Raw genomic sequence first — 21,654 nt, forward strand, 5'->3', positions numbered from 1 at the left:
AGCAAATAACATCAGGAAGTCAGGAATGAATTTGAATTTACTCAGAGCTTTAATAATCACGATTACAGCATACAGCGCTGTATCATTCGCAGACGATACCTCTAGTCCTGAAAATACAACGAACACTGAATCTGGAACCCCCTCTGAAGCTGTTGCTAAAGACGACAATTCTGAGAATGCTCAACCAGACCCGCTCCCACTGAATGATCTCAGAAAATTCGCTGACGTATTCGGAAAGATCAAAGCTGCTTATGTCGAGGAAATTGATGACCAGACGCTCATCAAGCACGCCATTCGGGGAATGCTAAACGGTCTAGACCCACACTCTTCTTATCTAGAGCCTGTCGCATACGACGACCTGAAGCAAAACACTTCTGGCTCTTTTGGTGGATTAGGAATTGAAGTAGGTATGGAGAATGGCTTCGTCAAAGTTATCGCTCCCATCGACGAAACACCTGCTCATCTTGGTGGAATTGAAGCTGGCGACTTGATCATTGAACTAGACGACAAGCCAGTCAAAGGCATGAGCCTCAGCCAAGCTGTTGAAAAGATGCGTGGCGAAGTCGGCACAAAAATCAAAATTAAATTAGTACGTTCGGGCACGCGAGAGCCTATCGAAATGACGCTAACGCGCGCTGAAATCAAGACGCCAAGTGTTCGTTCTCTCATTCTTGATGAAAAATATGGCTACTTGCGCATTGCGCAATTCCAAGCCAATTCAGGCGATCAATTCGCAAATCGTCTCGAGAAACTCAAAGAAGAAAATCCTGAGCTAAGCGGCCTAATCATCGACCTTCGAAACAACCCCGGTGGTGTATTGCAGGCGGCGGTACAAATTGCTGATGAGCTATTAGAAGAAGGCCTTATTGTCTATACAAAGGGTCGCTCTGAAATTGCGGACCTTAGCTTTAGTGCCACCGAAGGGGATGCACTAAATGGACTACCTATTATCGTGCTGATTGATACCGGTTCAGCATCTGCTTCAGAAATTTTAGCTGGCGCGCTCCAAGATCATAAACGTGCAGTGATCATGGGAACTCAAAGCTTCGGTAAAGGCTCTGTTCAAAATGTACTGCAGTTAGACGAAGATCATGCATTAAAACTAACAACAGCTCGCTACTTCACGCCAAACGGAAGATCTATCCAAGCACAAGGCATCGTGCCAGACATTGTCGTAAATCGCGCCAAATTAGGCGATGAGCAAAAGCCTGACTTCTACCGTGAAGCCGACTTAGAAGGCCACTTGAGCAACGGTAACGATTCCGATAACGCTGGAACTCAAGATGAAGAAAACGGTGATGATAGCAATATGAAAGAACGTCTCGAAAAAGACTTCCAGTTACAAGAAGCACTCAGTCTGTTGAAAGCCATTGATATCCTAAAAATAGATATCTAAATTCGAGTTACCGCTAATAAAAGCCCAAGCTCCGCTTGGGCTTTGTTATGAAGATATGCTTAACACTCTCAGACAAATCTCATTCATCGCACTAGGACTAAGTCTCAGCCTCCTTGCGCAAGCCGAATCTGTCCCTCAAGCAACCATTGCAATTGTCATCGACGATCTAGGTCATCACCTTGAACGCGGTAAAACGCTTACGGATCTTCCCTACCCGCTCACGCTCGCATTTTTACCACACCGTCAGTATACGAAGACTTTAGCTATTCGCGGCTACAGCCAAGGCAAAGAGATCATGCTGCACGCGCCGATGGAGAACACTCGAAAGTTTTCTCTCGGACGAGGCGGATTAACTGCCAATATGGATAAGACCTTGACGCAAACCACGCTTAACTCAAGTCTTGAAAGTATTCCTTATATCAAAGGCATGAATAATCATACTGGTAGCGCTCTCACTACTAACAAGCAATCTATGTTATGGGTCATGGAGTCCTTAGCTCAGCACCCTTATTATTTTTTGGATAGTAAAACCTCTGCGGATTCGGTCGCGGCGAAAACGGCAATCGAATTTGGTATCCCAACGCTAGTGCGTGACGTGTTCTTAGACCACGAGCAAACACCGCAATACGTAGCAAGCCAGTTTGAGAAATTAATAAAGATTGCAAAGCGTAAAGGAGCTGCCATTGCGATTGGCCACCCTTACCCTGTCACGATCACCCACTTAAAATCGGCACTCCCAAGATTGGGGGAACAAGGAATATCCATCGCCACAGTCAGCGGTTTATGGCAGATACAGCATCCAAACAAGGCCATGTTCCCAAGTGAAAAACCTACAAAAAATACCCAGTTAGCGTTTTCTGGAGACTTCTAAAGCCTCGACTATACTTAGCTCCACTTAAAAACCACGTTCCGTTGACTGGGAGAGATGCTATGAGTGAGGAAAGCGCCTACGCGTTGTTTAAAGACAGCAAGTTGTCAGTAATTACCTTTTCGACAAAAGACGCTGCATTCGCCATCCCACTGCAGCAAGTGCTCTATATCGAAAAAGATGTGAAGCGCAACATTCAACTCGACGAACTCAACAGCTTTAATCACGAAGTGATTACCTATCAAAATTCAACCGTCGAATTGTATGACTTTAATAAGTTGATCGGCGCTGAAGACTATCAAGCTCGCATGCTATCTCTGATTGACAGTTTGGTTGAATACGAAAGTGCCTACAATCAATGGTTTGAACAGATCGAAAATAGCATACATGACGAAGAGCATGTGGCGCGTCCGATTATGCCAAAACTAGCAAGTGAGTTTATTAAGTGGGCAGAGTCCTATAAAAACTCAAATATAGAACTCATGGAAGTGATCAACGCACTTGCTGAACCAGCTAAAGAATTGCATCGCGCCTTCGATCAACTATCTCATATGAACAAACAATCTGATCAAGCCTCGCTTTTACTCAAACGTATCAACGAAAACTCGCTCAAAACATTCCACAATCATATTCAACAAGCAAAAGAGCGCGCAGAAAATAGCATCCGCCCGATTATCTTATTTGTTGAACATGACGAAGGTAGGATTTCAGCGCTTAGGCTCGACAACATCAAAGACATCGTAAACTACGATTGGTCGAACTTTAGCCTAGACGCTTCCGCTCAAGGCCTTATGAAAGAGCGAACCGAGGATTACCACATAGAAGGTTTTCTTCGAAATGAAGATCAAGCACCACTCATGCTGATAAATTGCAAAACTGAGACCATGGCGTTGCCGCAGACTGAAGTTGCTTAGCTAAGCAACTTCAGTAGAGCCTGAGATAATTCCTCAGGTTTGGCGTTATGTTCTAATACTCTAACTAGCTTACCCTGACCATCAACCACGAAATAATAGGCAGTATGATCAATCGTGTACTGGGTCGGGTCGTCACTCGCACCAGTCGATAAAGGCGCTTTGATAAAATATGTCCCATATCGTTTAGCGAGCTCTTGTGTCGCCACTAAATCGCCTCGAACAGGAATGATATTTGGATGGAAAAAGGACACATAAGATCCTAACACTTCACTCGTATCTCGCTCCGGATCGACACTCACAAACACAGCGGGAATATCATTTAACTGATCAGAGCTGTTAAGCGCATCTCTAATAACGGTCAAACCCAGAGGACAGACATCCGGACAAGACGTAAAACCAAAATATAAAATGTAAGGCTGGCCTCGAAGTGTCTTGCTGGAGAAAGTTTCTCCCCCGCTTTCCAGCATAAAATCACCAGCAGTCAAATAAGCGGCCTTCACATCCTCAGGTTCTTTTTGCGCACTTTGCTGATACAACTTAAAGCTCAAAACACCCACAATAATCAGCGACAAACTAAAAACAATACCCTGTGCTTTTGACATGTTATTTCCTAATTATGTGAATCCGACCTTGAATGAAAATCTGCAAAAAAAGTATAGGCAGACCCACCTACTAGAGCCTGTATATGCAAACGCCAGATCATACTATCACCCGTCACGCATACCGGAATCATGCCCTGCAACTGCGCGACCTCGTCCTGCATAGTGATGGTGAAATCATGTTCTCCCATAAACATGTCTCGCCCTCCGATCCATGCCTTTTCCACAACAAAATCTTTATCAATAGAGGAATGAGAACTGAAAAAATAAAAATCTAAAGGTTTAAGGGCTGGCAATTCTGACTGCATTAACCTTAAAACAAACTCTTCTGGCTTCGTGGATTGATCAGAGTTCTTCGCGTTAGAAAGACTTACCGAACAACTTTCTTGTGTCTCTAGACATGTAAATTGAAGTGAAGTTCGCTCCAAATCAGAATCAGAAGAACAGCCACTAATACCCCAACAAAACAACAGGCATATTAGCCCTCGAAACATTTGCATGCCTTACTCATCAATGAGCGTAAGCTTGAACGTGACACGCTTCCCTTCGATCGTAGCACCGGCTTTATAGGTATGATGAACAGGAGGCTCGTTGGCTAGATTACCCATCGAGTGGATTTGAATTTCATCAACACTACTTTCGAGAAACACAGACTTGCGGTCCAACACCTCAGCATCAAACACCAAGTAGCCACGCTCTTTCGCAATTTCAGCACAGCGCTTCAATGCAAATTGTTCTATCTGCTCCCATGAAACGCTCGCAGCCTCGGTGTATTCAACGTAATAGCTCATTTTATCGATTTGCAGATTTCTAAAACCTGCAGGACCACCATCAGCAGCTTGATAAGTCGTAACACATGCGCTTAGTAGAGAAGCAATCACAATCAGTAATCCGGCACGAAAACTTAGTAGCGTTTTAAACACATATCACTCCTTTCAAATTTGAGCGTCGATTACACCAGTGTTCGATCCGTCATTCAATGACATTATTACTCTGCCAAAACGAAATTGCTGCACGCAGCACATCCTCTGGAGCTTCGTTCTGAGGGTAATGCCCGATACCACTCAATTTGATCACATCTGGATTTGGCACAAGTTCCTCAAAACGTGCCGCCATATGCAGGCCAGAAATAGGATCCTCAACGCCATTGATAAAGCGTAGTGGAATTGCACTATTGACTACACTGCCAACCCAGCGCTCTCGGTGAAGCGCACGCTCATCCATATACCCCACTAGCTTAACCATGCAATGGCGACCGTTCTCACGCGCTAACAAGTTGAAATGTTCTTGCAATAAATCTTTAGGCAATTTCACCGCACAGATCGTGTTAAAGCTACTGACAAAACTTCTAAGGCTCGCCATACGAGCGAAAAACTTCCCAAACGGACTACGCAGCAATTTTTGCGTTAATAAAGGGCGATGTACTTCTGGAAATAATCCGCCATTCAAGAATACACAAGACAATATCTTGGCATCTGGATTCTCTTGATTGCGAGCCAAAAGTTCCTGCGCAACGGTATTACCATAATCATGTGCAAGTAAATGGTACTCCGCAACACCACACGCATTCACGAGAGCTTCAGCAATACTCGCCTGCATCATGATCGAATATTTCGGCAAGTTAGGTTTGTCTGAAAAACCAAATCCTAAGAAGTCGAAGGTAATCACGCGAAAATACTGCGTTAACCTTGGCCATATTTCTTGCCAGTCCCAACTCGATGTTGGAAAGCCATGCAACATTACTAAAACTGGTTTATTGGCATCCTGTGAATCCTGATAAAACACCTGATGCCCTTCAAATTCAAAAAATCTTCCTTGTTCACGCCACTGCGCTAAAGCCTTTTGTGCGTCGTTCAATGCCTACTCGCTTTCAGTTATTTATTGTTGCGCAGAAGCTTAAGAAACACGACATCAAAGAGCCACTCCCAAAGTGATAATTGAGCTGATTATTTCGGCCTACATAGCAATTCTGGTCTAAATTGACCTACGTAAACTAGCTGAGCACTTTGCTATGTACCAACTGGTGATGGCGAGCCAAATTGAGCTAGATCAAGTCAAACCAACCAGAAAGTTTGTACACTCGATTCCAAGTTCACGGATTAATTTATCTACAACAAAGATCGAGAAAGATTATGTTCAAGAAAAGTATTCTTTCCCTAGCAGCCGCATCCTTTGGTTTTTCAGGAAATTCATTCGCCTATCAAGAAAGCGACATTATTGTTCGCGGCGGCGCTGCAAAAGTATCTTCTGATGCGTCTAGCGGCTTAATCGGATCGATACGCCAGCATTTGGCAATACTGGCATAGGCAATGTAGATGTAGATAGCGATACCCAACTAGGCTTAAGCGGAATCTATATGTTTAGCGACACATTAGCCATTGAAGTGCTTGGCGTCACACCTTTTGAGCATGACATTAGCCTTGCGATAAATGCCGACATCGCTTCGACAAAACGCTTATCACCAACGGTGACATTGAATTACCACCTCATAAACAGCGGCTCAAAATTCCAACCCTATGTTGGCATGAGTCTAAACTACACAGCGTTCTTTGAAGGAAAGTAACACCGGCATTATGTAACGCGGCAACTTTCGAAACACTCGCTGCGGCAGCCGAAGGTGGCCCGGAGGGTATTACAAGCGTAAGCAATACAAAAATTGAATTGGAAGACAGCACCGGCGTCGCTATTCATGCCGGCTTTGATTATGTATTGACTGACAGCATTGATTTGAATGGCTCTTACTACTGGATAGACATCGACACCAAGGCTGAGATCACTACCGATAGTAACGCTGGTAAAGTCAAAGCAAGCGTTGATGTTGATATCGATCCATCTATTTACATGTTAGGTATCTCATATACGTTCTAGGCTTATATGATGGCAAGCTTGGGGAGTCTTTTGACTCCCTTTTTTTGTTCGAAATAAAAGGCTCAAAATGCAAATACTTACTCTTATCTCATGGCTACTGTTCTCAATATCCTCAATTCATGCTTGGGAGCTAGAGAAGAGCAACGATGGAATCAAGATTTTCACAAATGAAATCGAAGGCTCAGACTTCAAAGCATTCCGTGGTGAAAAGCACATTACTGCCCAACTATCTGACGTATTAATGGTGATAAAAAATTTAGAGAGCATAGATGATTGGCTACACGAATACATAAAGAACCAGATAATTGAGCAAGTCTCTGAAAACGAGATTATTGTCTATCAAGAGACAAGCGTGCCTTGGCCCATCACAAATCGCAACTTCGTTCTGAAAATGAAGGTTTCGCAAACAAACTCAAACAAGGCCGTCGTTAGGTTTTCAGCACTTGTGGAACCTGATGTGCCCGACCAAGACTGCGTGCGCGTGACGGAGCTAATTGGAGGCCGGACGCTGACACGAGAAACACCCACTTTGCTGCACATCATCTGTGAAACCTCTGCTGACCCTGCTGGAGATATTCCTGCGTAGTTAGCGAATGCATTTGTTGTAGACCAGCCTTTCAATACACTAAAAAACCTTAGGAGCATCGTTCAGGGTAAATAAGCGGGGGCTGACACCTACATCTTGTGACACCCATATCTTTTGACGCTCACATCGCTCTACGTCACAGACTACTGAGCAAGATCTACGCATACTAAGCAAACTTGCTGATTCACTCATCGTTAAAGCAAATAAGGATATTCGCTTACCGTGCCTAGTATGCCCCGCAACATTTTAGAAGTCCGTTTTATACATATCATTACGCATTGTGCGATCGTGCTCTTATCAGTACTCGCACTTGCTAGCCCTAGTTTTGGATGGGAACTAGTAAAAGACAAAGAAGGTATTCAGATATATACACGCGACTCGCGTTTTGAGAATTTCAAAATGTTTAAAGGTGAAGTCGAACTCGACACATCCATCGATGAGGCCATGGCTTATTTAAGTCAGCCCGCACTTGCAACAGACTGGCTCCATGATTGCAGCGAAAGCCGACTACTGACACTACACAGCCCAGACCATTACGTCGTTTACCAAGTGACTAGCGCGCCATGGCCCGTGAATGACAGAGATTACGTACTAGATATAAAGATTGAAAGAGATCATCAAAAGCGATCTGCAGACATCTATGTACAAGCGCTCGACGATGTAAAAACGGTACCAAGGCATAAAAAGCTTGTGCGAGTAACGGAGCTTTTTGGGCGTTGGCAGCTACAAACAATCAGTGATAAGAAAATAAAACTCAGCTATGAAACTGAAGCGAACCCTACAGGAAAAATCCCCGCCTGGCTCTCCAATGCTTTCGTGATCGACCAGCCTTTTCACACACTTCAAAATCTAAAACTGCATTTCCAAAACAAAGGATAAAACTAGTTAGACCTAATGTTTTCGGCAATGCACTCTAAACTTAGTTTGAATAAGATCAATCGCGACTGAGTTTTTACCTCCACGAGGGATAATGACGTCAGCTTGCTGTTTGGTTGGTGCAATAAAGTTCACATAGCCCGGGCGAACCGTCTTTTTGTACTGGTGAATGACCGACTCTACGGATCGACCTCGCTCAATAGTGTCTCGTTGAATACGCCTCAACAAACAAATATCTAATGGCGTATCGACAAAAAATTTAAGATCTAGCACCTCACAGAGGTCGGTGTGCGTGAACAATAAAATTCCTTCCACTACAACAATTGGTGTGGGTTCAATTACTATCGAATCGGCACTTCTGGTGTGTTGAGAAAAATCATAACAAGGCACTTCAACCGATAAGCCCTCTCGAAGCTGCGCGACATGCTCTTTTAATAAATCATGTTCAATCGCATTAGGGTGGTCATAGTTGATTTGCTCGCGCTCTTGCATACTCATATGTGACTGGTCGCGATAGTAATTGTCTTCAGAAATCACTTGTATATACTCGCTAGGAAAACTCTCTTTCAAGTTTTTCGCTAACAAACTTTTTCCTGAGGCAGAAGCGCCTGCTACACCAACCAGTAAAGGCCTTGAGTCGCTCATCACTTATCCTTTATAAAATCACTAAGCCAAACTAAGCCCGATAAATAAACCAGCAATGGTCGCGCTCATCAAGTTTGCCAAGGTAGCCGCCGCCACAGCTCGAATACCTAATTGCGCGACTTCTTGACGACGAGATGGCGCCAAAATTCCCAAACCACCAAGCAGCACAGCGATTGAGGCAAAATTAGCAAACCCACATAAAGCAAATATTGTGATCGCTTGCGAAATAGGCTGCATGGTCTCTTGATGCGGTAAAAATTGGCTATATGCGACAAATTCATTAAGAATCAGTTTTTGACCAATTAACGAACCAACGGCCTGAATATCGACGCTCGGCACTCCAATTAACCAAGCAATCGGCGCAAACACCCAACCTAGAATTTCTTGAATGGTTAAATGTCCGTATCCGAACCAGCCTCCTATTCCGCCAACAAGGCCATTAAACAAAGCGATCAAGCTGATGAATGCAATCAGCATTGCTCCGATATTCACAGCGAGTTTTAAACCATTTGAAGCGCCCGTTGCAGCGGCATCAATGGCATTGGCTGGGGCATCATTTCCTTCTTCAACAACATCCACATTTTCCTCAGGGGTTTCAGTTTCTGGCACAATTAACTTCGCCATCAACAAACCACCCGGAGCAGCCATGAAGCTTGCCGCAATGAGGTACTTTAACTCGACGCCCATCGAGGCATACCCTACCATCACCGAGCCTGCAATCGAGGCTAAGCCGCCGACCATCACCGCAAACAACTCTGATCGCGTCATCCCGGCTATATAAGGTTTAACAACAAGCGGGGCTTCAGTTTGGCTCACAAAAATATTTGCAGTCGCAGATAAAGATTCTGTTTTACTAGTCCCTAATACCTCGCGTAAGCCACCACCTAAAAACTGAATCACTTTCTGCATTACTCCAAGGTAATACAGCACAGCAACTAATGATGAGAAGAACACGACAATCGGCAATACACGAAATGCAAAGACAAATCCGCCTCCACCAAAGACTTCAAACATTTTGTCGCTAACCAGACCTCCAAACAAAAAGCCAATCCCTTCATTCGCATAATTAATGACGTGAGCAACTCCAGCTGTAATGGTATTTAATATTTCTCGACCAATCGGCACATATAAGACCAATGCTCCCAAGACTATCTGGATCGCAAGCGCTCCAAAAACAGTTCTAGGATTTACCGCACCGCGATTAGTAGACAAAAGAAAGCCAATCCCTAGTAAAACTAGAATACCCAAAACGCTAATAAACACACTCATGACTCCAAATCCTTCGCCATTAATTGTGCTGCAAGCGTAGCAAAGTTTTTATTGTTGGCTGGTTTAGCCTAAGTTTTGCAATAAAATCAAACAAAGAAAATTTACTGAGTAAAGTATGAATCAAGTCGTCGTTGTAACAGGTGCCAATCGCGGTATTTGTCTGTCGCTATGCAAACACTATGTTTCTCTAGGGTGGGCCGTGATCGCGGTCTGTCGAACGCCCTCACCTGCGCTAAGCGCCCTTGATGTCAAAATCGTTCAAGACATCGACATTACCCTCCCCTCTTCAATCGCAGCTTTAAAACAATCATTAGGTGACACCAAGATCCACCTTCTGATCAACAATGCTGGCATCTTGCGTGATGAAAAGATCGCAAACTTAAACTACGAAACTATTCGGTACCAATTTGAGGTGAATACACTGGGCCCTCTTCGCGTTACAGAAGCTCTTCAGCGCAATATGACCGATGGTGGAAAAATAGCTTTTATCACCAGCCGTATGGGGTCTATTGAAGATAACACTAGCGGTGGAAGATATGGCTACCGCATGTCTAAATGCGCTTTGAACGCCGCTGCAGTTTCGATTGCTCATGACCTCGCTGACAAAAACATTGCGGTTGCAATATTGCATCCCGGTTTAGTCGGAACGAATATGATTGGCGATATAGGTAATGTCACTCCCGATCAAGCTGCAGAACAACTCGCAAGCCGAATTGAAGCGCTAAATATCACGAACCCGGCAACATTTTGGCATGCAAAGGATCATCAACTTCCTTGTTAGCTGCGTATTGGTACTTGACCACGAACTAAATATGATAAGAATATGGGACGTCTCTCAAATTCAAGAGTTATAGAACTTTGAGCGAAGTCGATATTAATGTCTAAAAACGATAACAAGATCCAAAAAGACGCCTTCATGCCCCTAATCTGGGCGCTCGCATGCACGTGGTTACTGGTCGCTAGCCTCGGACTATGGCACCTATTTTCATCTGATTATCGTGCATTTTTACATAAAAATGCTCCAGACATCAGACAGACGCCTGAATATAAAACAGGAAAAATCACACTTGTACACTATATCGATGAACAATGCAGTTGCACACGCTTTGCTAGACCACACATGCGTGAGTTAAAGCGCGAATTAACTAATGTAAATCATATTGAAATGATATCAAATGACAGCACAATGCTAAAATCAGGCTTAAATCTTTGGGCTATATCAAGTCCATCTGTCAGTGTCTTTTCACCAGAGGGCGAAATTCTCTATCACGGTCCCTATTCTTCGGGTGACGTATGCGGACAAGGAGAGGATCTTGTCATGTCGCGTCTAGAACAATGGTACGAAGGGTATAAACAGCCACAATTTAACGTGCTAGGTAATGGATGTTTTTGTCCTTGGAATAATTCAATAGATAAACAAATAAACAGATAAACAGATAAACAGATAAACAGGTAAACAGGTAAACAGATAGTCTAAGTTATGATGTATTCAAAACAAGAAAGCTCGGTGAACGAGACGTTGCTGCGTGAACACTACATGAAAGCGGATAAAGTAATGCTCGCTATCATGAGCTTATTATTTACCATTTCGTTTGCGATTGCTCCATTATACAACTCATGGGTTGAAGCTATGTTTATCGGCGGTGGTACTTTTGGTACTGCACTGCTTATCAGACACTTTGCGCCCGGAGCATTAGTCACTCGCCTTTTCATTGGCACGGCGTTTATGATTATGACGTCACTACATATTCAGCAAGCACACGGCATGCTGGAATTTCACTTTAGTGTGTTCGTGTTAATCGCCTTGCTGCTCTACTATCGAGACTGGGCCCCGGTTCTCGCAGCGGCTGCAACAATAGCCACACACCACCTTAGCTTTTTCTATCTGCAATCAGGCGGAGTAAATGTTTGGGTATTACCCAGCACAGAACTTGGCATTAGCGTGATATTTCTCCACGCAGCATACGTTGTTATAGAGTCCGCTGTCATCGTATGGATGTCTATCGATCTTAAAAAAGAATTCCTCGCATCTATAGAACTTAGCACCACAACACGCGCGATCGTAAAGGAAGATAAAATTGACCTTTCGATTCGTACCAGTCGTAGCAACAAGCTCCTGCAAGATTTTGATCACTACACCGAAACGGTCTGTGAACTAGTAGATCAAGTGGCACAAAGCTCAACAAAAGCACACAATACAACGAGCGAATTACTAACGCTAAGCACGAATTTGCAGTCACTATCTTCGACACAGCAACAACAAACAGATATGATTGCGAGCGCGGTTGAAGAATTGACAGCATCCGCAAGAGAAGTCTCTCATAACGCAAATCAAGCAGCTGATGCAGCATCTCTTGCACATCAAAATTCGCAGTTATGTCGCGACTCAAGTTCAGTGACAGAAACCAACATCCTCAACTTAAACCAACAAATTGCCGAAGCTTCGCAAACCATTTTATCTCTCGATCAAGAAACCACTGAAATTGGGTCTTTGCTTGATGTGATTCGTGGTATTGCAGAACAAACAAATCTTCTTGCTCTCAATGCAGCTATTGAAGCGGCTCGAGCGGGTGAGCAAGGTCGAGGTTTCGCAGTAGTTGCGGATGAGGTCCGATCGCTAGCTATGCGTACGCAGAAATCGACAGAAGAAATTGATCGTATGATTGAACGTTTGCAGAAAGGAAGCGGCAAAGCTGTTAGTACGATTGAAGCGAGTCAATCTCTAGTCAAAACCTGTGTTGAAAACACACACCAAGGTCTCGAATTAATCGAACGAGTGGAACAAGCCATTAACAAGATCAATGACATGAACCAAGTTATTGCGAGCTCTGCCAATGAGCAAAGTACGGTCACTGCTGACATCAGTCGAAGCTTAAACGAGATAGTTACGTCGGCCTTCGAGACCAATGACCAAATATCAAACAGCAATTCGATGATCGAAGAATTGGATCTCCATGTAAAACAGTTAGAGGCAGTAAACAGTAAGTTTAAAAGTACTTAAAGTTTCGTGAGAAGATCACTAAACCATTCAAATATGATATCGCGGCTAGGTAGTTCTTATGGCGACTGTTTCGACAATATGCCGCGCTAAATGAAAGGTAGTCGCTACTTGTCTTGTATTCTGCGCTTGTCCAAGAAAAAACCATGGTTTTTGGGTGAGTGATCGATCGCTTGAATGTCAATGTGTGCGTTACCGCTCACATTGAGCTTGAGGTCCTGACGAAACCTTTAAACTACCGTACTGGCATGTCGATAAAAACCGCCAATGCTAAGTAATGCAAATCTTACCCTGGTTAATTTACGCTGCTCAAAAGCTGTACATTGTAGCCTTGACCGTCAACCAAAAAACGAAGAAGAGCTATGCAATTGCAAGGGCTTACTTGCGTCAAACAAGAAGGAATGTTTAGTCTAGCATTGGCGGCCAAATACATTTCAGCATCATGGGTATAGTGTGAAGATATTGCACTTATACAACCGATGCTACGTATTATACTAGGTTGCCTACCAATTAGGCTCAGTGCTTTGTTTGAGTCTGCAGATGTCGATCTATCTGGCAACGTTCCTCAAAACTTACAACAATAGGTCCTACATTGAATGATGCTCGTTTTCCATAGGTATTTTGAGATTTCGAGTTTCGCAAAGCTTTTTGTTTTATTGTTCTAAGAGTCTCTTCCGACTCAACCAAACGTGGCATGGCATTCTCCGGTATATTTGATGTTTGTTGTACGCCCAAAAAGTTCGGCTAGTTTAGTTGAGAATTCAGAAAGTGTTAGAAACTGAAATCAAACTCGTTTAAAAGCTGAAGATACCCGCCCAAGGCTTTGCGCCTTCATATCTAAGTCTTTAGAGAGCTCATAACTTTGGTTCGCCGACTGCGTACTTGCTTCGACGAGATCAGACATTTCAACAATGGTTCTCGCGATATCCTCAGACACATTAGTTTGCTCTTCAGCTGCCGTGGCCACTTGCAGATTCAAACCGCTGATCCGCGAAATGCTGTCGCTAATAACATCGAGTTGCCGACTCGCCTTATTAAATAAGTCAGCACTACTGGCAGTCACCTCAGAGCTAGCATTCATTACCGCAGCAGTATTCTTAGCCCCCGTCTGAACGCTTTCAATGATGTCTTCAATTTCAGTCGTGGATTGCTGCGTTTTCTGAGCAAGTGATCGAACTTCATCTGCAACCACCGCGAACCCTCTTCCTTGCTCTCCGGCTCGCGCCGCTTCAATCGCTGCATTTAGAGCGAGGAGATTTGTTTGCTCTGCGATGCCACGTATAACACTGAGCACGTGCCCAACGTTAGCAGAATCCTCTTCCAAACTATGAACGACCAACACCGTTTCCGATATTTGATGAGATAATTTATTAATCGAAACTTGTGCTTCGTTCATCGTTTGAACGCCCTCTTTAGCAGCAAAATCAGCTTCTTGCGCAATATTGGCCGCAGATGCAGAATGGCCAGCGACCTCCTGCGCTGTCGAGCTCATCTCCGTCATTGCCGAGGCAATATGATCTGTTGAATCATTAGCTATTGAAATCTTATCCACCAAAAATTGAGACGAATCTCCAAGTTTCTCTGCTGCACTGCGCATGGCACTATCAGACTCTTTCAAACTAAGTGAAATATCATGCAGAAAATTTTGCATCGAATTTGATGCCTTTGAAAGATTACCTAGCTCATCTTCGCGTGTGGTATCAATGTCGTTATCTAAATTTCCCTTACTAATATTTGAGATTACATTAATAAGCGTTTGACACGGTTCGATTATGGCTTTATTGATCACAAATATTGAGACAATCGAAAACATCAAAATCAAAACGAGTAACGCGATATTAATAACATATAGTCTAGAACTCGATGTTTCCGACACTGCAGTGCTTTTCTCTAGAGCATGCTGTTCGATAATACTTGCAGCTTGACTCAATAACTTCGCGGGTTCACGATCAATACCCGCAACTGCTTTATCTCCAGCAGTATGTTCAAAGCCAGCATCGACAAATGCATCAAATCCTTTACGGTAAGCCGTTCCCATTTGTTGATGTGATTTTAAAAAACTCGAGACTAAGTCGCGCGCTTCACCCTCTTCCAATATTCTTAGCAAGGCTTCGCCATTCTGTTGCACATCATTCTCACGATCTTGAAAACGCTGCCAATATTTAGTTCTCTGATTATCATCCGCACCACGCAATAGTGTATTCTTCCATTCCTGCACTTGAGTTTTGAATTCAATTAGCATGTAAGTTATAAGTCGTTCGCTCGCAATATCCTTCGTTATCAAATTATTGAAGCTATTGACCCCTTTTAAAGCGGAGCTAAAAGAAGCAAGGGAAGCACAAAAAATCGCTAATGAGCTTATCGCGATGATTGCCATCAATTTATTTCGAATACTACGTTTCAACCAACTCATTTAATCTCCGTATATCTAAGTTTGTCTAAATCGCACAAAGTAAAGCTCGACAAATAGAATTTGCAAGAAAGTATCGAAAATTTAATAACTAATATTGCATTTTAAGTTCTTACTCTGCATACGAGCGCTAATAGAATATCTCTACAGCCAGAAAGGCAAAGAAAAACCCTATTGCCCAAACCACCACAGAAGACCAGTACATCCAAGCACTAACGCGTCGCAATCGCATACATGCTCTCGCCTGCTCCGGATCAATGGGACAAGGGGCATTTCGCGCATTCCAACGCATTAACCCTGCAAACAAAATCATTACGCCAGAAACACCGAAGGTCCATGCTTTGTATTTTGAAAGCGCGATCAACCATGGTGCTGTTGAAACTAAACCTGCTAGGGCCGCTCCTGCACCAAGCATCACAAACAAAGCAGGTAATGCACAACACACCAAGGTGGCAAGCGAGGTAAACAAGCTTAGCGTCGGAGCGATCGTGTCTTTAATGCCATAGTTTGAAACATCATTTGAGACGTCTTCTTGGCCATCCATTATGAGCACCCTCTCGCGATACCCACGAGGTTATAGCCTGAATCTTGGATCAAGGTCGTCACAGTTTCATCATCTATCTCAACACCGGCTTCAGTCGCTACCACGACTTTGCCTGCATTCAAATCGACATCGACACCGGTCACGCCCTCTTGCTCTCCAAACACCTTTTCTACGGCCCGAGCGCAGAAATCGCAAACTAGACCATTCACGCTAATATCAATGGTATTCTCACAAGCCGCCCCTTCCGCGCTCGCCGTTTGCTTTTCTATGCTTAGCCCGTCATGCGTATGATGATGCCCTGTGTTGTGATTCATGTGTTGTTCACCGGCAGAGTAGCCATTGCTTGTTAAACCAATCATCAACAAAGAAATAAAGATCAACTGTTTCATCATAAAACTCCTAGTATCGAATAATTAAGTTGAATAAGCCTTGGCCTTGGTCGTTCACACCAATCTCTGCAAGGTATTCATTTTTGAAAAAACGGAATAAAGGCGTAACTGAGGTTTGGTCATCCTTCGTTGGTGTATGGTCAACTTGCACCATGAACCAAGTATGTAAATCGCCGTAATCGCCAATGTAAGGCGCAAAGCCTATTCGTGCTTTTTGGGTATACGCACTTTTTATTGAACCGGCCTCGGTATAACGATTTTCGTATGACACGAAATAACGACGATCTTCCCAATCAGCAGCAAGTTCCACAAAACCTGCAGGCTGCTGCTTATTGTTCAGTTCGTCTAAATCACTAATGGCCCACCCAAGCGCACCTTTGAAATAAAAGTTGGCTTGAGATGTGGGTCGATTCCACCGTTTTAAAAGGCGGTTGTATTGCGCGCCATGAAACTGCCATTGTTCAGCACGCCAATACTCTCCCCGATAACCAATCGACTCACGCGCCGTTGGTGAATAATGAAGATGTAAACTACTCACATCCGCATCATTGTTTTGCATCAATGTGATGCCGCCTGGATAGGAAACTGGCCGTGCTTCGGCAAGCCCTACCGCAACGCTCAGTGCAAACAAGGCACATAAGTGATCAAAGGAAACATTCATTGTTTCACTCCAAATAAATATATAAACCGAAGTAAGAAATACTTCGATGATCAATTTGTTTCGGAGTTAGGCTTTCGGGGGTTTGTCAATCACGCTAATGCGCTGGAAAGGACTGCTGATGCTATCAACAGTATTAGGCTGAGCCTGAAGGTTAAGTTCGAATGAAATAAGCTCTATAGAGTTATTCGTTTGAGGACAGGTTTCACATTGGCAGTCATTTCCTCCGTGAGAATGATCTAATCCCGCAGAAGAGTCACTATCGGATGGTGATGAAAACTGTTCTTCATGGCAGTCTTCTGACATGGATGGTTGCGACATATCCATGTCATGCATAGCGATAGATTGATTGTCAGCCTCTTCAAAGCAGCATGATGTAGCTGCGCTCACCACATTGGCAAACACCAAAAACAACACTGACAAAACAACCACAATCTTTCTCATTGGAGCAACTTACCAACACTAATAAGCCAGGTCTAGTATTCCAATCAGCACCAAACAATATTTAAGACACATTTGGCAAAATCGATGCCGCTAATCAATCAGCATGTCTTTTAATAACTGATACAGCTTTACACACGCGTCTTTGTCTTGTGCATCAACATGCGGTGGACCGAAATCACCAATATCATTATCGAAATACTGACCACTTTTTACGGCAAAAGTTTCATCAAGCACTGAGCGAACAATGATTTCTGCCCCAATACTCATGTCATTCCCTGCAATCCCAAAACCTGGCTAGACCATTTTGCTTGCTAATAACGACCCGGGGTTTAACGCAATAACAGTAGGCCCACTCTGACCTAATTGATCAGCGAGAGCACGAGACCACATCGTGATAGCAAGCTTGCTCTGCACCTAAGCTTGCATGGCATTACTAGTCCGTGAGCGACCACACAGGAGAGATTCATCGATAGGGGACTGTGCCGCTGAGGACAAATTAACAATGCGGCCATTGTTTTGGATGATTGGAAGCAAGCAGTGCGTTAAAACAAAAGGGGCAGAGGTATTCACAGCAAAACGCACATCAAAATCATCCTCCGTTCGCGTATCTAATGTTTTTAATATACCGGCATTGTTAATGAGCACATCAAGATAGCTATGGCTGTTTAATACAGCTTGAGCAAAATCCTTAGTCGCCGACACACTCGACAAATCGGCCTTATAGACCGATACGTTCGTATGAGGGTTAAGAGATAGAAGAAGATTGCTCGCAGCTTCTAGCTTCTCTGGACTTCGACCATGAATCAGCAGCTCAATACCAAGCTCTTGCTTTTGAATAAACAGCTTGACGGCCTCGAGCCAAATGCCATCTGTATCGCCGGTGATAAGTACTTTATTAACAGATCCTCTTACGCATTCCCTTTATCATATTCACCAGCCGAGTTCAGATAGATGATTAGTGAGTGTATAAACCAATAAAAAAGGACGCATAATGCGTCCTCTTAATCACCTATTCAATTATTGTTTTGCTAGAACAGATTCAGTATCAACATCGCCATCAATCGTCTCTTGTGGGCCTTTCACTTTTTCACGTAGTTTTTGGAGCATTACATAGAACGCTGGAATCAGCATGGTGGCAAACACAGCGTTCGCGATCATTCCACCCATGACTACATAGCCAATCGAGTGACGACTCTCTGCGCCTGCACCCGACGCGATTGCTAGAGGAATAACTCCCATCGTAAACGCAAGTGCGGTCATGACCACTGCACGAAAACGCAACAATGCTCCTTCTGTAGCGGCTTTGAGAATCGATAGCTTTTCGTCATCACGTTTAAATTTCTCAAACTCGACAATCAAGATCGCGTTTTTCACAGAGAACCCGATTAATAACACCATGCCCACCTGACCATATAAGTCAAAAGGTTGCCCAGTAATCAACAAGGCTATGAACCCACCAAGAATAGCAATTGGCGCAGCTAACATAACTGAGATTGGAATCGCCCAACTCTCATACTGTGCGACAAGAAACAGATAAACAAAGATCAAAGCCATACCAAACAAAATTGGCGCAAGACCTCCGGCCATGATTTGTTGCAATGCAGAGCCTGTCCACTGTCCCTCATAACCATTCGGCAAAGCGGACGAAGCCAAGCTCTCAGCTGCTCGCATAACATCTCCAGAGCTGTACCCCGGAGCTGGCATTAAGTTGACTGTGACCGCACCAAATAAGTTATAACGAGAAGACACATCAGGCCCAACAAAAGTCCGCGTTGTGATTAATGTGCTAAGAGGCACCATTTCCCCTTTTTCTGTGCGAACTTGCAAGCGGCCTATATCATCGACTTCGTTTCGGCTCGCATCGTCAGCTTGCATCTTGACCTGATAAGTTTGCCCGAACTTACTAAAATCATTAACGTACAAAGCTCCCAATTGAGTTTGTAGTGTTAAGAAAATATCCGACAAGGGGATACCAAGATTCTTCGCTTTTTCGCGATCAAGATCGATAAATATCTGTGGAATATTGGCTTGATATGTTGTGAATGCAAAAGCAATTTCGGGTGTTTGGTTAGCTGCAATGATAAAACTTCGAACAGCCTCACCAAAATCTGCGGACGATTTGCCCTCCAGATTTTTCAGAACATATTCCAAGCCGGATGTTGCTCCCAAGCCAGGTATTGGCGGCATCGAAAACGCGCGAATATTAGCAGCAGAAACCGCATTAAATTTAGTCTGTAAGCGCTGCATCACAGCATCTTGATGTTGACTGGGTTGCTTTCGTTCTGCCCAGTCTTTCAACATCACAAACCCTAAGCCTGCATTCGAGGATGCAGCACCGGTTAACATACTGAAGCCAGGCACAGTAATAAAATCTACCACCTCTTCTTCAGACTCAATGATCTCATGTATTTGATCGAATACTTCTAAAGTACGATTCAAGGATGCTCCGGCAGGCAGCTGAACATCCATCGCAAAACTGCCTACATCCTCATCTGGCACGAAACCTTTAGCAACAATATTAATCGATTGCCCCATACTGAGAACGACAAAAACTAATATGACACCAACAATCATTAGCCGACGAATACTTTTTGCAACAATCGCATGATAGCCATCAGTCAATTTATCAAAATACTGATCGAATTTTCGGAAGACTAACGCTTTATGTTTTTCACCATGTTCAGCTGCTGGTCTAAGCATCAAGGCGCAAAGCGCTGGACTTAAGGTTAAGGCATTAATGGCAGAAATAATAACAGAAACTACAATTGTGATCGCAAACTGATTGTACATTTGTCCAGAAATACCCGGCATGAGTGAAACCGGGATAAAGACTGCCATCAATACAAGAGTGGTAGCGATAATTGGCCCAGTCACTTCTTTCATCGACAAAACCGTCGCATCAACAGGAGACAATCCATCATGCAGATGTCGTTCTACATTCTCGACCACGATAATCGCATCATCGACCACAATCCCAACTGCCAAAATCATTCCAAACAAACTAATGGTATTGATCGAAAACCCCATATAAAGCATCACTGCAAAAGTACCAATCAAAGATACAGGTATAGCGACCATAGGAATAACGACAGCGCGCCAATTTTGTAAGAACAAAAATACAACGACTAAAACGAGAAAGATTGCTTCGTACAGCGTATCGAATACCTCATCGATAGAGCTTACGATAAAAGTGGTAGTGTCATAAGGGATAGTAGCCTCAATGCCCTCAGGGAAACGTGAACTTAAGTTATCAAGAACATTTTGAACACCTTCTTTAATTTCAAGCGCATTTGCACCAGGTGCCCGATAAACTGCGAGCAACGCAGCAGGCGCAGCGTTATAAAGACCCTCTGAGACATAGCTCGATGCACCGAGTTCAACGGAGGATACATCTCGCATGTAAACGGATGAACCGTCTTCATTTGAGCGCAAGATAATATTTTCAAACTCTTCAACTGAATTTAAACGCCCTTTTGTGCTTAATGTATACTGAAATTGCTGTTCTTCAGGAGAAGGTGCGGCCCCCACGTTACCTGCTGCAACTTGCATATTTTGTTCGCTAACCGCATTGCGAATATCTGTAACAGTAATTCCCAAGGCTGCCATTTGATCAGGTTTAAGCCACATACGCATACTGTAATCTTGCTGACCAAATATGGTCACATCACTGACACCAGGAACACGTGCGAGCTCGTTCTTAACGTTTATCGACGCATAGTTCGATAGAAACAGTCTGTCGTACTGATTATCGGGAGAGAAAACACTGGCTACCAACACCATGTCAGTAGACATTTTATCAACCGTTACACCTAGGCGAGTTACGTCAGACGGTAAAGAGGATGTCGCTCTATTCACTCGATTCTGAACATTAATTTGAGCAAGGTCAGGATCAGTACCTACCTCAAAAACTATCTTTAAATTATAGGTGCCATCATTCGCCGAATTTGATGACATATACAACATATCCTCAACGCCATTGACTTCATCTTCAATCGGCACGGCAACAGTTTCCATTAAGACGCTTTCATTAGCCCCAGGGTATACCGCACTAACTTGAACAACAGGCGGAGTAATTGAAGGGAACTGGGCCACCGGTAAAAGTTGAAGAGCAATGAAACCAGATAAAGCCAGAACAATTGAAATAACAAAAGCAAACTTCGGCCGATGAATAAAAAACTCACTGAACATCG

The 21,654-nt window shown here is 43.7% G+C and carries 25 protein-coding genes; 11 read left to right on the top strand and 14 right to left on the bottom strand.

Features of this window, described 5'->3' with window-relative positions; translation table 11 throughout:
- From A3738_RS27495 to A3738_RS27505, 3 genes are all read left to right on the top strand, one after another.
- On the top strand, positions 1-1,396 hold a 1,396-nt coding region (locus A3738_RS27495), incomplete at its 5' end, for a S41 family peptidase (protein WP_369819842.1).
- A 55-nt stretch (positions 1,397-1,451) separates the two neighbouring features.
- Positions 1,452-2,267: a divergent polysaccharide deacetylase family protein gene (locus A3738_RS27500; RefSeq protein ID WP_068476288.1), complete on the top strand. Its 816-nt coding sequence runs from the start codon at positions 1,452-1,454 to the stop codon at positions 2,265-2,267.
- Between the two features lie 59 nt (positions 2,268-2,326).
- A complete protein-coding gene (locus tag A3738_RS27505) occupies positions 2,327-3,178 on the top strand; it encodes a hypothetical protein (protein ID WP_068473074.1) in 852 nt (283 codons plus the stop codon).
- On the opposite strand, the gene A3738_RS27510 is transcribed toward A3738_RS27505, so the two are convergent.
- The 4 genes from A3738_RS27510 to A3738_RS27525 are packed head-to-tail and all read right to left on the bottom strand — an operon-like array spanning position 3,175 to position 5,634.
- Entirely contained in the window at positions 3,175-3,780 is a 606-nt protein-coding gene (locus tag A3738_RS27510) for an SCO family protein (RefSeq protein ID WP_068476289.1), read from the bottom strand. The two genes, A3738_RS27505 and A3738_RS27510, sit on opposite strands and share 4 nt — an antisense overlap.
- A gap of 8 nt (positions 3,781-3,788) precedes the next feature.
- Positions 3,789-4,277 (bottom strand): hypothetical protein, encoded by a 489-nt coding sequence (locus A3738_RS27515; protein ID WP_156502585.1) that lies wholly within the window; start codon positions 4,275-4,277, stop codon positions 3,789-3,791.
- 3 nt (positions 4,278-4,280) lie between these two features.
- The gene (locus A3738_RS27520; protein WP_068476294.1) at positions 4,281-4,700 is read right to left on the bottom strand and encodes a hypothetical protein; all 420 of its coding nucleotides are present in this window, start codon (positions 4,698-4,700) and stop codon (positions 4,281-4,283) included.
- 49 nt (positions 4,701-4,749) lie between these two features.
- Entirely contained in the window at positions 4,750-5,634 is an 885-nt protein-coding gene (locus A3738_RS27525) for an alpha/beta fold hydrolase (protein ID WP_068476295.1), read from the bottom strand.
- 275 nt (positions 5,635-5,909) lie between these two features.
- Here A3738_RS27525 and A3738_RS30250 point away from each other — a divergent pair, with 275 nt between their 5' ends.
- The 5 genes from A3738_RS30250 to A3738_RS27540 all read left to right on the top strand — a co-directional run bounded on the left by A3738_RS30250 (position 5,910) and on the right by A3738_RS27540 (position 8,110).
- Entirely contained in the window at positions 5,910-6,083 is a 174-nt protein-coding gene (locus A3738_RS30250) for a hypothetical protein (RefSeq protein WP_156502339.1), read from the top strand.
- A 50-nt stretch (positions 6,084-6,133) separates the two neighbouring features.
- Positions 6,134-6,340: an OmpW family outer membrane protein gene (locus A3738_RS32380; protein WP_255376213.1), complete on the top strand. Its 207-nt coding sequence runs from the start codon at positions 6,134-6,136 to the stop codon at positions 6,338-6,340.
- Positions 6,341-6,432: 92 nt separating this feature from the next.
- Entirely contained in the window at positions 6,433-6,645 is a 213-nt protein-coding gene (locus A3738_RS32385; RefSeq protein ID WP_255376214.1) for an OmpW family outer membrane protein, read from the top strand.
- 67 nt (positions 6,646-6,712) lie between these two features.
- Complete coding sequence (locus tag A3738_RS27535) at positions 6,713-7,231, top strand: START domain-containing protein (RefSeq protein ID WP_068476298.1); 519 nt, start codon at positions 6,713-6,715, stop codon at positions 7,229-7,231.
- 231 nt (positions 7,232-7,462) lie between these two features.
- Positions 7,463-8,110 carry an START domain-containing protein gene (locus tag A3738_RS27540; protein WP_068476299.1) on the top strand — a complete coding sequence of 216 codons (648 nt, stop codon included), beginning with the start codon at positions 7,463-7,465 and terminating at the stop codon, positions 8,108-8,110.
- Positions 8,111-8,122: 12 nt separating this feature from the next.
- Here A3738_RS27540 and udk read toward each other — a convergent pair whose 3' ends face one another.
- The gene (gene udk / locus A3738_RS27545; RefSeq protein WP_068476301.1) at positions 8,123-8,752 is read right to left on the bottom strand and encodes a uridine kinase; all 630 of its coding nucleotides are present in this window, start codon (positions 8,750-8,752) and stop codon (positions 8,123-8,125) included.
- A gap of 21 nt (positions 8,753-8,773) precedes the next feature.
- Positions 8,774-10,021 carry a NupC/NupG family nucleoside CNT transporter gene (locus tag A3738_RS27550; protein ID WP_068476303.1) on the bottom strand — a complete coding sequence of 416 codons (1,248 nt, stop codon included), beginning with the start codon at positions 10,019-10,021 and terminating at the stop codon, positions 8,774-8,776.
- 115 nt (positions 10,022-10,136) lie between these two features.
- Between A3738_RS27550 and A3738_RS27555 the strand changes: the two genes are divergently transcribed.
- The 3 genes from A3738_RS27555 (at position 10,137) to A3738_RS27565 (ending at position 13,022) form a co-directional block, all read left to right on the top strand.
- A complete protein-coding gene (locus tag A3738_RS27555) occupies positions 10,137-10,802 on the top strand; it encodes an SDR family oxidoreductase (RefSeq protein ID WP_068501234.1) in 666 nt (221 codons plus the stop codon).
- Between the two features lie 135 nt (positions 10,803-10,937).
- Positions 10,938-11,453 (top strand): DUF6436 domain-containing protein, encoded by a 516-nt coding sequence (locus tag A3738_RS27560; RefSeq protein ID WP_156504546.1) that lies wholly within the window; start codon positions 10,938-10,940, stop codon positions 11,451-11,453.
- Between the two features lie 75 nt (positions 11,454-11,528).
- Positions 11,529-13,022, top strand: coding sequence for a methyl-accepting chemotaxis protein (locus A3738_RS27565; protein ID WP_197473833.1), 1,494 nt, complete (start codon positions 11,529-11,531; stop codon positions 13,020-13,022).
- 781 nt (positions 13,023-13,803) lie between these two features.
- Here the strand turns inward: A3738_RS27565 and A3738_RS27570 are convergent.
- The 8 genes from A3738_RS27570 to A3738_RS27600 all read right to left on the bottom strand — a co-directional run bounded on the left by A3738_RS27570 (position 13,804) and on the right by A3738_RS27600 (position 21,652).
- The gene (locus A3738_RS27570) at positions 13,804-15,432 is read right to left on the bottom strand and encodes a methyl-accepting chemotaxis protein (RefSeq protein WP_068500878.1); all 1,629 of its coding nucleotides are present in this window, start codon (positions 15,430-15,432) and stop codon (positions 13,804-13,806) included.
- A 127-nt stretch (positions 15,433-15,559) separates the two neighbouring features.
- Positions 15,560-15,973 carry a hypothetical protein gene (locus A3738_RS27575; protein ID WP_068500881.1) on the bottom strand — a complete coding sequence of 138 codons (414 nt, stop codon included), beginning with the start codon at positions 15,971-15,973 and terminating at the stop codon, positions 15,560-15,562.
- A complete protein-coding gene (locus A3738_RS29685) occupies positions 15,973-16,362 on the bottom strand; it encodes a heavy-metal-associated domain-containing protein (RefSeq protein ID WP_197474091.1) in 390 nt (129 codons plus the stop codon). The genes A3738_RS27575 and A3738_RS29685 overlap by 1 nt, the downstream gene beginning before the upstream one ends.
- A gap of 10 nt (positions 16,363-16,372) precedes the next feature.
- Complete coding sequence (locus A3738_RS27585; RefSeq protein ID WP_068500885.1) at positions 16,373-17,023, bottom strand: hypothetical protein; 651 nt, start codon at positions 17,021-17,023, stop codon at positions 16,373-16,375.
- A gap of 66 nt (positions 17,024-17,089) precedes the next feature.
- Positions 17,090-17,464 (bottom strand): hypothetical protein, encoded by a 375-nt coding sequence (locus A3738_RS27590; protein WP_068500889.1) that lies wholly within the window; start codon positions 17,462-17,464, stop codon positions 17,090-17,092.
- 90 nt (positions 17,465-17,554) lie between these two features.
- On the bottom strand, positions 17,555-17,731 hold the full coding sequence (locus tag A3738_RS31680; protein WP_156502747.1) for a hypothetical protein: 177 nt from the start codon (positions 17,729-17,731) through the stop codon (positions 17,555-17,557).
- Positions 17,732-17,878: 147 nt separating this feature from the next.
- A complete protein-coding gene (locus A3738_RS31685; protein ID WP_197472162.1) occupies positions 17,879-18,349 on the bottom strand; it encodes an SDR family NAD(P)-dependent oxidoreductase in 471 nt (156 codons plus the stop codon).
- 132 nt (positions 18,350-18,481) lie between these two features.
- Complete coding sequence (locus tag A3738_RS27600; protein WP_068476316.1) at positions 18,482-21,652, bottom strand: efflux RND transporter permease subunit; 3,171 nt, start codon at positions 21,650-21,652, stop codon at positions 18,482-18,484.
- Between the last annotated feature and the right edge of the window lie 2 nt (positions 21,653-21,654).

This window comes from Oleiphilus sp. HI0066 (assembly GCF_001635725.1).

Bases quoted from the DNA above. Each gene is read 5' to 3' on its own strand.
- A3738_RS27500 (WP_068476288.1), top strand. From the start codon at position 1,452: ATGCTTAACACTCTCAGACAAATCTCATTCATCGCACTAGGACTAAGT.
- A3738_RS27505 (WP_068473074.1), top strand. From the start codon at position 2,327: ATGAGTGAGGAAAGCGCCTACGCGTTGTTTAAAGACAGCAAGTTGTCA.
- A3738_RS27510 (WP_068476289.1), bottom strand. From the start codon at position 3,780: ATGTCAAAAGCACAGGGTATTGTTTTTAGTTTGTCGCTGATTATTGTG.
- A3738_RS27515 (WP_156502585.1), bottom strand. From the start codon at position 4,277: ATGCAAATGTTTCGAGGGCTAATATGCCTGTTGTTTTGTTGGGGTATT.
- A3738_RS30250 (WP_156502339.1), top strand. From the start codon at position 5,910: ATGTTCAAGAAAAGTATTCTTTCCCTAGCAGCCGCATCCTTTGGTTTT.
- A3738_RS32380 (WP_255376213.1), top strand. From the start codon at position 6,134: ATGTTTAGCGACACATTAGCCATTGAAGTGCTTGGCGTCACACCTTTT.
- A3738_RS27535 (WP_068476298.1), top strand. From the start codon at position 6,713: ATGCAAATACTTACTCTTATCTCATGGCTACTGTTCTCAATATCCTCA.
- A3738_RS27540 (WP_068476299.1), top strand. From the start codon at position 7,463: ATGCCCCGCAACATTTTAGAAGTCCGTTTTATACATATCATTACGCAT.
- udk (WP_068476301.1), bottom strand. From the start codon at position 8,752: ATGAGCGACTCAAGGCCTTTACTGGTTGGTGTAGCAGGCGCTTCTGCC.
- A3738_RS27550 (WP_068476303.1), bottom strand. From the start codon at position 10,021: ATGAGTGTGTTTATTAGCGTTTTGGGTATTCTAGTTTTACTAGGGATT.
- A3738_RS27555 (WP_068501234.1), top strand. From the start codon at position 10,137: ATGAATCAAGTCGTCGTTGTAACAGGTGCCAATCGCGGTATTTGTCTG.
- A3738_RS27560 (WP_156504546.1), top strand. From the start codon at position 10,938: ATGCCCCTAATCTGGGCGCTCGCATGCACGTGGTTACTGGTCGCTAGC.
- A3738_RS27570 (WP_068500878.1), bottom strand. From the start codon at position 15,432: ATGAGTTGGTTGAAACGTAGTATTCGAAATAAATTGATGGCAATCATC.
- A3738_RS27575 (WP_068500881.1), bottom strand. From the start codon at position 15,973: ATGGATGGCCAAGAAGACGTCTCAAATGATGTTTCAAACTATGGCATT.
- A3738_RS29685 (WP_197474091.1), bottom strand. From the start codon at position 16,362: ATGAAACAGTTGATCTTTATTTCTTTGTTGATGATTGGTTTAACAAGC.
- A3738_RS27585 (WP_068500885.1), bottom strand. From the start codon at position 17,023: ATGAATGTTTCCTTTGATCACTTATGTGCCTTGTTTGCACTGAGCGTT.
- A3738_RS27590 (WP_068500889.1), bottom strand. From the start codon at position 17,464: ATGAGAAAGATTGTGGTTGTTTTGTCAGTGTTGTTTTTGGTGTTTGCC.
- A3738_RS31680 (WP_156502747.1), bottom strand. From the start codon at position 17,731: ATGAGTATTGGGGCAGAAATCATTGTTCGCTCAGTGCTTGATGAAACT.
- A3738_RS27600 (WP_068476316.1), bottom strand. From the start codon at position 21,652: ATGTTCAGTGAGTTTTTTATTCATCGGCCGAAGTTTGCTTTTGTTATT.